Annotated in this window: 6 protein-coding genes and 2 pseudogenes; 3 read left to right on the forward strand and 5 right to left on the reverse strand. The window is 61.0% G+C overall.

The annotated features are described in order from the left end of the window. Positions 1 to 424, reverse strand: a pseudogene (locus tag ACI3K3_RS25040) (hypothetical protein); the annotation flags it as partial. 147 nt (positions 425 to 571) lie between these two features. Here ACI3K3_RS25040 and ACI3K3_RS25045 point away from each other — a divergent pair. Together ACI3K3_RS25045 and ACI3K3_RS25050 are read left to right on the forward strand one after the other, a co-directional pair. Next, positions 572 to 1,804 (forward strand): site-specific integrase, encoded by a 1,233-nt coding sequence (locus ACI3K3_RS25045; RefSeq protein ID WP_404918727.1) that lies wholly within the window; start codon positions 572 to 574, stop codon positions 1,802 to 1,804. A gap of 456 nt (positions 1,805 to 2,260) precedes the next feature. After that, positions 2,261 to 2,464 (forward strand): annotated as a pseudogene (locus tag ACI3K3_RS25050) (integrase); the annotation flags it as partial. Here the strand turns inward: ACI3K3_RS25050 and ACI3K3_RS25055 are convergent. From ACI3K3_RS25055 to ACI3K3_RS25070, 4 genes are all read right to left on the reverse strand, one after another. After that, positions 2,369 to 3,175 (reverse strand): hypothetical protein, encoded by an 807-nt coding sequence (locus ACI3K3_RS25055; protein WP_404918737.1) that lies wholly within the window; start codon positions 3,173 to 3,175, stop codon positions 2,369 to 2,371. The pseudogene ACI3K3_RS25050 and the gene ACI3K3_RS25055 sit on opposite strands and share 96 nt — an antisense overlap. Before the next feature lie 89 nt (positions 3,176 to 3,264). After that, positions 3,265 to 5,112 (reverse strand): UvrD-helicase domain-containing protein, encoded by a 1,848-nt coding sequence (locus ACI3K3_RS25060; RefSeq protein ID WP_404918729.1) that lies wholly within the window; start codon positions 5,110 to 5,112, stop codon positions 3,265 to 3,267. After that, complete coding sequence (locus tag ACI3K3_RS25065; RefSeq protein WP_404918731.1) at positions 5,112 to 7,073, reverse strand: ATP-dependent nuclease; 1,962 nt, start codon at positions 7,071 to 7,073, stop codon at positions 5,112 to 5,114. Before ACI3K3_RS25065 ends, ACI3K3_RS25060 begins: the two co-directional genes overlap by 1 nt. Before the next feature lie 364 nt (positions 7,074 to 7,437). After that, the gene (locus ACI3K3_RS25070; protein ID WP_404918733.1) at positions 7,438 to 7,605 is read right to left on the reverse strand and encodes a hypothetical protein; all 168 of its coding nucleotides are present in this window, start codon (positions 7,603 to 7,605) and stop codon (positions 7,438 to 7,440) included. Between the two features lie 84 nt (positions 7,606 to 7,689). Between ACI3K3_RS25070 and ACI3K3_RS25075 the strand changes: the two genes are divergently transcribed. Further along, the coding region (locus ACI3K3_RS25075) for a transposase (RefSeq protein ID WP_404918735.1) at positions 7,690 to 7,965 on the forward strand (276 nt) is incomplete at its 3' end.

The following is a 7,965-nucleotide window of genomic DNA, read 5'->3' on the forward strand; positions in this document are numbered from 1 at the left end:
ATCCGGGGGAGGGCAGGGGGGCCAGCAGCGCGCGCTTGGCCTTGGTTGAAACCGGGCCGAACCAGGCGAGATCCTGGGCAGCATAGAGCTCGGCTTCGGCGCGATCGTCGAGGAGGGTGCGCAGCACGCGCAGAGACGCCTCGGCCACCGGATCGCCGGCGGTGTCCTCGGCCTGCAGCGCGAAGTGAAACAGCGCCGCGATCGACAGCGGATCGTTGAGGCCCTCGCTGCGGCGCGGGGGCGGGCTGCGCCCGCCAATCCAGGCAAGCAGGCTGTCTTCGGTAATCGGCACGCCTGCGAGCTCGGCCAGCAAAACCGCGCCTTTCAGCCGCATTCGCGCCAGCCACAGGTCGGTGGCGGGGCTGGTTTGCAGGCGTCCGTCGAGCCGGCCGAGCAGCAAGTAGGTCTCGTTTTCGGCGTCCATGCGGGCGGTGTAACACGGCGCTAATCACAACCAAACTAGCAAGTTGGTTATCATCTAAGAAAGCGTCTGAAAATGGACACTTGATAATTACAGTTATCACATAAGCATATTTGACCCTTTTCCAAAAAGAAGGTACATTTCGGCCCCATGCAACCTCGAGATGCCGCCGTCCCAAGACCCCGGATTTCCGCGGAGAATTCCGCCACGGCGCCAGGCGGGCTCGGCGATCTGGCGTGGGCGATCGTCAAGCTGCGCGCCGGCGAACGCCTCACCCTCGACGAACCGCTCATCGCCGCGTTCCAGGCGGCGTCCTCGCCACATACGCTCCGCGCGCTGCAGTCGGACCTCGAGGCCTTCGACCTGTGGTGCCGTCGGCACAATCGCATCACGTTGCCGGCAACCCCCGAAGTCGTGGCGGACTATCTCGACGCCCGGGCGGGGGAGGGCAGCAAGCCGGCCTCGCTTTCGCGTTACAAGGCCTCGATCGCACGTGTGCATAAGCTGCTTGGCATCGCCGACCCGACCGTGGCGCCGCTGGTCAGGTTGCGTCTCGCGGCCATCAACAAGGGCAAGGGCGTGGCGCAGACCCAGGCGCGGCCGCTGCGCTTCAAGGGGCCGGTGCGCGACGTTGCGGGTGATGCGCCGCGCGGGCTCAATATTCGCGCCTTGCTCGACAGCTGCTCCGAGGATCTGCCAGGCCTGCGCGATCGGGCGCTGCTGTCGGTGGCCTACGATACCGGACTGCGTGCCTCCGAGCTGTGCGCGGTGGCGATCGAGCACTTCGCCGAGGCGATAGATCCCGAGGCTAGGCTGCTGCGGATTTTGAAGCACAAAGGCGACCAGCAAGGGGAGGGGGCCACCGCGTTCCTGAGCCCGCGGAGTGTCGCCGCGATCCTCGCGTGGACCGAAGCAGCCGAAATTACCGAGGGCGCCTTGTTCCGGCGGGTGCAGGTGCGGCGCTACAAGGCGCGCCCCGCGATCAAAGGCCGGCGGATCGAGACCATCTCCGGCCGTGAGATCTGGGACCTGCGCAAGACTGTCTCCAAGCCGGCAATGCCGGCGCGGGTGGAATACGATATCGGCGAGAAGCCGCTGCATCCAGGCTCGATCGGTCCGCTTTATCGGGCAATCATCCAGCGTGCTTTCGATCGCGGCGCCCTGCCGGATCTCACGGCGCACGACTTGGTGCGGCTGCTCCAAGGGATCTCGGCGCACTCGACGCGGGTCGGGCTCAACCAGGATTTGTTTGCCAGCGGCGAGGACTTGGCCGGCATTATGGACGCGCTGCGCTGGAAGAGCCCGCGGATGCCGCTCGCCTACAATCGCAACCTCGCTGCCGAGCATGGCGCCGCCGGGCGGCTTATGAAAAAGCTAAGTTAGCCGATCGCGTTCGAATTCCCTGTGCCAATCAGGGATCACATACCAACCGATGGCGATTGATCCCTAAGCTCGGTTTAGGCACGATAAGGCTGCGACCCGAGGGATGCGCTGTTGGCGAGTCCTTTTACATAACTGGCCCGGTTCCGCTTTGCTGGACCGGGCCGTTTTTCGTCGCTGTTTCGCATGCTTCCTGAGGAAAAAACGATCGCTGGTTTCGCTAAATGTGATTTCCTTCATCCGTGAAGGCGTTCTACAGCGTTCGCCAATCCCTGTCGGGTCGCACCAATGGGTGCTCTAGCGCCACCGGCGCAACAGGAAAAGCCATGCTTTCCGCGAAGAGCGATCGTGCCTGACGTGTCGCTGTAAGTGTCGTGTCGGCCGTGCGGCTCCAAGGTCAGCTGTGGGCTAATCGTTTGAGCATTCGCGCTGGGATGCCGACGGAAAATTGTGAGTGTACGCGCCTTCGATCGCGGCGGCGCTGCCGGATTTGACGGCGCACGATATGGCTCGGCTGCTCCAGGGGATTTAGCCCACTCGACGCGGGTGGGGCTCAACCAAGATTTGTTAGCCAGCGTTGAGGATCTCGCCGGCACCATGGATGCTCTGCGCTGGAAGAGCCCGCGGATGCCGCTCACCTACAACCGCAACTTTGGCGCCTAGCATAGGCGGCGGGGCGGCTGATGAAGGAGCTGGGTTAAGGCCGGAGCAGGGCGGTCTATTCTCGGAAACCAGTGCTGCCGTCCGATATCTCACCTTGTCCTTGCTGCGCCGCAGTGCATCCGTGAGCGGCTGGGTCTGGGACTTTCCGGAACGTCGGCTTCGGAGCGGTACATCTGATAAGCTGCCCTTACGCACTCGAAAAAGTTGATCAAGGACGGTCGAGCCGCCAAGCAAGCAGGCAAGAGAGTTGATCCTTGTGAGAATAGCCTTGCGGGACTGGTCGTTCAAATAGCTTCCGTTTACATCAATGTGGACGGTGTAATTCTGCTTGCGGAGGCGCTGGCAAGCCCTGCCGACCTCCTGAGCACGCGATGCTGCGCCGGGTGGCAGATGAAACGGCGGCATCCGAAGGACTTCATTGAGGCCCCATCGGGCGGCTGAGATCCAGCTGGTTCGTTCTGAAAGGATCGCCAGGTGGCCGTTCCGGGCTTTCTCGACGATCCGCTGTGCAACATGCGCAACGCTTTCATCGATATCCCCGGCTGCAGCAGCGATCTTTGCAATATGCGTCAAGCACTGGAGATCACTGCGGAGAAAGTCTGAAGCGTTACGAGCAAGCGCGATAGGTGGAGCCGTTCCCGATCCAGGTGGCTGCAATTGTGCCTCGCCGACGATGGCGACAAGGTCTGAAAGGTCTTTTGCGCGCAGCACCACTGCTCCTTAGTAACTCTACCATCAGCGATTTTCTGGAAGGAGCCTTCCGATTTAGGATTGGCTTACCGGGGGTGGAAGGCCGACGATCATGGAAAGGGAATTTTTGGTACCGCATTGCCCAGGAGTTCTTGCAGCCACTCGATTTCGCCGCCTCTCTCCTCGCAACAGGTGAAGAACGCACGCTGTGCGGCACGGGTGAACGCCACGAAAAAGGCATTGAGCTCTTCGTCCGCACCCGGCTTCAGGCTGGCCCAGCTGCTGTTGTCCAGGCCGAAGAAGATCATGGTGTGAAACTCGAGGCCTTTGCTCTTGTGGACCGTCATCAATGCGATCTGGTCGATCCCCTCGAAGCGGTCGAGGGCCTCGCTCCAGGTACCAGCCTCAGCAGTCGATTCCGTCAAGAGCATGTTGATGCCATCAACCACACGCGTGAACTCGGCCTCTCGTTGATAGGAGAAGGACGCCCGGCGCAGGGCACCCAACCCGATCTCATCACCCAGCAAAGATACAATGGCCTTAGCGCCGACGGGCGAGACAGGAGCCGTGCTCATCGCCTGGCGCAGGGTAGCGGCAATTGCCACGACACGATCGGCGACCTTGCGCTGCGCTCTTTCATCATCAGCGTCGAGGGAGGTTTCCAGGCGCAGTAAGCTTTCCTGCGCCAAGGCCCAGGCCGCCGGGTCGCGTCGCTTCGCGCCCAGGCGCAGGAAGGCCAGCAGGATAGTGGTCAGTTCTTCGGCGAGGAGATCCTGCAGCGCTATCGCCCCCAGATTCCGGGCGAGGTTACGTAGGGCTATGCCGCGTTCGGCAAGGGCGGATGCAAGCGCCTTCTCGACGCGATCGACGCGCTTTCGGGCCAGGATCGCGATATCGTGTGCGGGAAGCCCAGCTGCGATTTCTGCTGCGATCCAGTCGGCCAGGGCCGTGACTTCCTCCTCGCGCGTGCGCGAGACCCAGATCGCCGAGATATGGCCGTCGACTATACGGCGGCCGCGGGCGTCGGCAGGCTCGACTTGGGGATCGATCCGCGCCGCGATGATGTGCTGGATCTGGACGAGCTCGGCGTGAGAACGCCAATTGCACAGAAGGGAAATCCTTTTCGCGTTGGTGTCTTTCGCAAACGTGTTGAAGGCCCCGTCCATCGCCCCGGCCCAGCCCATGATCTTCTGCTTGTCGTCGCCTACTGCGGTGAAGATCGTCTGACGCATATCGAAGATCTGCTGCAACAGATCATATTGGGGGGTGGTGGTGTCCTGAAACTCGTCCAAGAGGACGATCGGATAGGTTGAGCGCAAAGCGCGCCGGAGCATTGGGTTCGTTCGTAGTGCTAACCCGACCAGACGATTGATCATCGGGAATGTCAGCTGGCACTGATCGAACTCTTCGTACATCGCCGTCCAGAACGCCTGCAATATTTGGAGTGTGCGAGGTTTCAGGCCCGCCGTATCAAGCGGCAGGGATGTTCCGGCCACAGCCCTATCAAGTCTATCCGGATCAACATTAGGCGCGTCCACATTGCGCAGGAAATTGCGCAGCTGGTCTGACGTGAGAAAGGTGATCTCGTAATCAGCGGGAGGCCTCAGATCTGCAGGGATCGCTGCCCCGAAGTGATCGAGCAGATGCTTGGTGAACGCATCGAACGTCATGGATACGAAGCGCCGTGCCTGTTCGGGAGGGCACCGGGCGGCAACACGGTCCGCGAGGTTTCGGGCGGCGTCCCTTTTGAAGCTGATCGCCAGGATGCGCTGCGGCGCCGGACACAGGCCAGTTTGGAGGAGGTAGGTCGCCTTCTGAGCGAGAAATTCCGTTTTACCGGCTCCCGCCCCCGCGGTGACACAGACGCTGCGATCGGTTTCACGCAAGGCTTTCCAGGCACGAGGCTCCAGGTCGGCAATGCCCTGGGGCCGCCAGTTGGCAGGGGTGACGTAGACCATCAGCGCAAGGCTTCTTCAACGCGCTTCAACAGGCGTTTCAACTCGTCGGGCGCGTCCGCAGCCAATTCCTCAGGCGTAATTTCGGCCAGTGCCCGCAAGTGGCTTTCTGGCTTGCTTGCACTGAGGAACAGGTAGGGATACCAGACGAATTCCCTGTCGTAGTCCTCGTTGTAGAGCTCCGGTTTTCCGCCGGTCTTCAGAGTGGTGGCTTTCTTCGAGGCGAGGGATTTCGCATCGCTCCGCGGGCCAAGACCGCCATCCTGCACCTTCTGATAAGCCTTGGGAAACAGCTTCAGCATCGCGAAATCCAGGTCGATGGGCGAGGAGAAGTAGATATTTTCGTGCTGCAGGGCTTTAAGCCAAGGGTGGCCCTGATCCTCGTCAAGGAGCTCCGCATCGTCGAGGGTAGGTAGATCGTCCGGATCGACATCGCCCAGGACCACGCTGGCGTTCTCGGACAGGTCGTTGCCGATTGCTGCCAGTTCCTCAACGATGCCCTTTATCGCCGCGGCGCCGCCATGCTTGCGGCCCAGGTCCAGATCGAGCAGCGTTGCGTGCGGTATCTTAAGATCGTCGAGCAGCTTCCAGAAATGTCTGACGAAACGGCCGCCCAACGGAACCACCGGAACGAACGAGCGGCCGAGCGGTATGCCCATCGCATCTGCCAAGCGGGGCAGCACCATGCTCTCGGAGTCGCCTTCCGCGAGAATGACGAAGCGCGCGAAGTAGAGCTCGGGGTAGGCCCGCACGGCGAGCCTCACATAAGCGCTGGCCTCATCGTCCGTCGCCGGCAAGGTCACTTGCCTGACGGAGGATCGACGCGTTTTTTCGGCGAGGCGAGTGTAGCGTACTTCGGTGGGCTCCACCCGCGAAAGAATACTTGCGCTATGGCTGGACAGGATGACCTGGGCTTCGCGCATGCCCCCAATATCCCGGCTCTGTTGCATGATCCGGCTAAGGAAGAAGGGGGAGAGACTGTTCTCCGGTTCCTCGATCGCCAGGATTGTCAGTGCCGTTCGGCGCAGCCGCTCCTGATCGAAGAGGGCATCGCCGGCGCTTGCCGCCAGGGCATCGCGTTCGATTTCGAGCGTCGCGGCAGTGAGGGCGATGTGGAAGAGCGATCGCTGCCCGTCGCTGAAATCATCCAGCCTATGGACGCCCGAGCCCTTCGTCGGCGTAAAGGCGAACTCCGCGCGATTGAGGAGATCTTCCAATCGACTTTCGACAAGCTGCAGCGAAGGGGTGGCAGCAGTATCGCCCTGACGAACCTCGTCCCAGCGCTTGGCCAGTCGTTCGATGATGAAATCGGCAGGCGCCTCATCCTCGAACGCCGTCTGCAGCGCTGAGGATACCTCGCCGGCCTTTTCGTTGAGGTCCTGGGACCATTTCGCCGCCTTCCACAGCCTTCCCTTCAGAAGGCTCGTGACCTGGTCGAAGGCGTTTCGACTGGCTGGCACGTAGATCAGCTGGATTAGCGAGCGGTCGATGGCGGCCACGCGCGTACATTGGTCCCAATCGTAGTCGTCGTCGAAGGTCCCCACCCATTTCACTTCCTCGGTGACCGTGCCTTCCGGCGTCAGATCTTCCTCCCAGACCGCCTCCAGTCGGATGCGAAGCTTGAGTGGTGCTCCCTCGCCGCTGGCCGCCATTTGATAGAAGACGTCCGGGACACTGGGATCATCTTCATCCGCTTCCAACTCTGGGAAAGCGAAGTGACACTCGATAGCCAGCGTTGCACCGTTCGACAGTTCGGAAGCTGCGCGCGCAAGGTGAAAATCCTTCTTTGTAACGCGGCGCTGAGCTGTCGTCGGACCGAACAGCCGTGACAGCGCGTGAAAGATCGCTGTCTTCCCCGAGCCGTTATTTCCGACAAAAGCAGTAAGGTCGTCCTGGAATTTAATATCCGCGCCTGCCGGGCCAAAGCAGCGAAAGTTCTCAATTATCAGTCGTTCTATCTTCATTTTGACCTCTGTGCGCCGGTCTGCCGGGAATCTGTTCTAATGGATCTTTGTTGTCGCGATTGGAGATGGTGAGCGGCGGCAGGGCGGCGGTCCTGTTCAACCGGTGCCCGGCGCCAGATCAAATTGCCTCTGCATGCCTACCGGGTTGGCGCTCAGTGCATCGTGAACGGCACCGGCCCTGGTTCAATCGGGGGGCTGCTGATGAAGCCATTGTCCACGGCCTTGGCGACATTGGTATGAGACTCTTGCCCTTCATGGTGCGCTTCCTCGAGATCGTAGGGTCGTCTTTCAACAAACCGGCAACTAGGGCGCTTCGCGATCCGGATGGCGCGCTTTCCGGGATGATGGAGGGATTGGACCCGGCTCATGTACCAAACATCTGGTAGAAGCTTCTTTGGGGTTTTAACTTCACGGTATCATTGATGTTGATGGCGTTCGCCTTGCGGCGGGCACCGCCAAATTTAGTGATGACCTCGATGTCTGGATTGTCGATCAGCGCGGCATGGATGTCCTGCGTATGGGCAGGGGTCATCTTGTAGATGGTTTCGTAGAATTCCAGAACTGAACCGCCCCGGGATTGCCGGAGGCCCCAACTCCTGAGAGAATAGGGTCCACGATGAGCAAGACGACGAACAAGTTTGCCCCTGAGGTTCGGCAGCGGGCGATCCGCATGGTACTGGATCACGAGGGCGATTATCCCTCTCGCTGGGCTGCGATCACATCGGTGGCCGAGAAGATCGGGTGTTCCGGGCACACACTGCTGGAATGGGTGAAGAAATCCGAGGTGGACAGCGGCAAGCGCGGAGGCGTGCCGACGGAAACTGCCGAGAAACTCAAGGCCTTGGAGCGTGAAGTCCGCGAACTGCGGCAGGCCAACGAGATACTACGCAAG

The sequence above is a fragment of the Novosphingobium sp. ZW T3_23 genome, assembly GCF_044987305.1.
In the GTDB taxonomy this organism is placed as follows: Bacteria; Pseudomonadota; Alphaproteobacteria; order Sphingomonadales; family Sphingomonadaceae; genus Novosphingobium.

Excerpts from the sequence above, each read along its gene's own strand:
- ACI3K3_RS25045 (WP_404918727.1), top strand. The coding sequence starts at position 572 with ATGCAACCTCGAGATGCCGCCGTCCCAAGACCCCGGATTTCCGCGGAG.
- ACI3K3_RS25060 (WP_404918729.1), bottom strand. The coding sequence starts at position 5,112 with ATGGTCTACGTCACCCCTGCCAACTGGCGGCCCCAGGGCATTGCCGAC.
- ACI3K3_RS25065 (WP_404918731.1), bottom strand. The coding sequence starts at position 7,073 with ATGAAGATAGAACGACTGATAATTGAGAACTTTCGCTGCTTTGGCCCG.
- ACI3K3_RS25070 (WP_404918733.1), bottom strand. The coding sequence starts at position 7,605 with ATGACCCCTGCCCATACGCAGGACATCCATGCCGCGCTGATCGACAAT.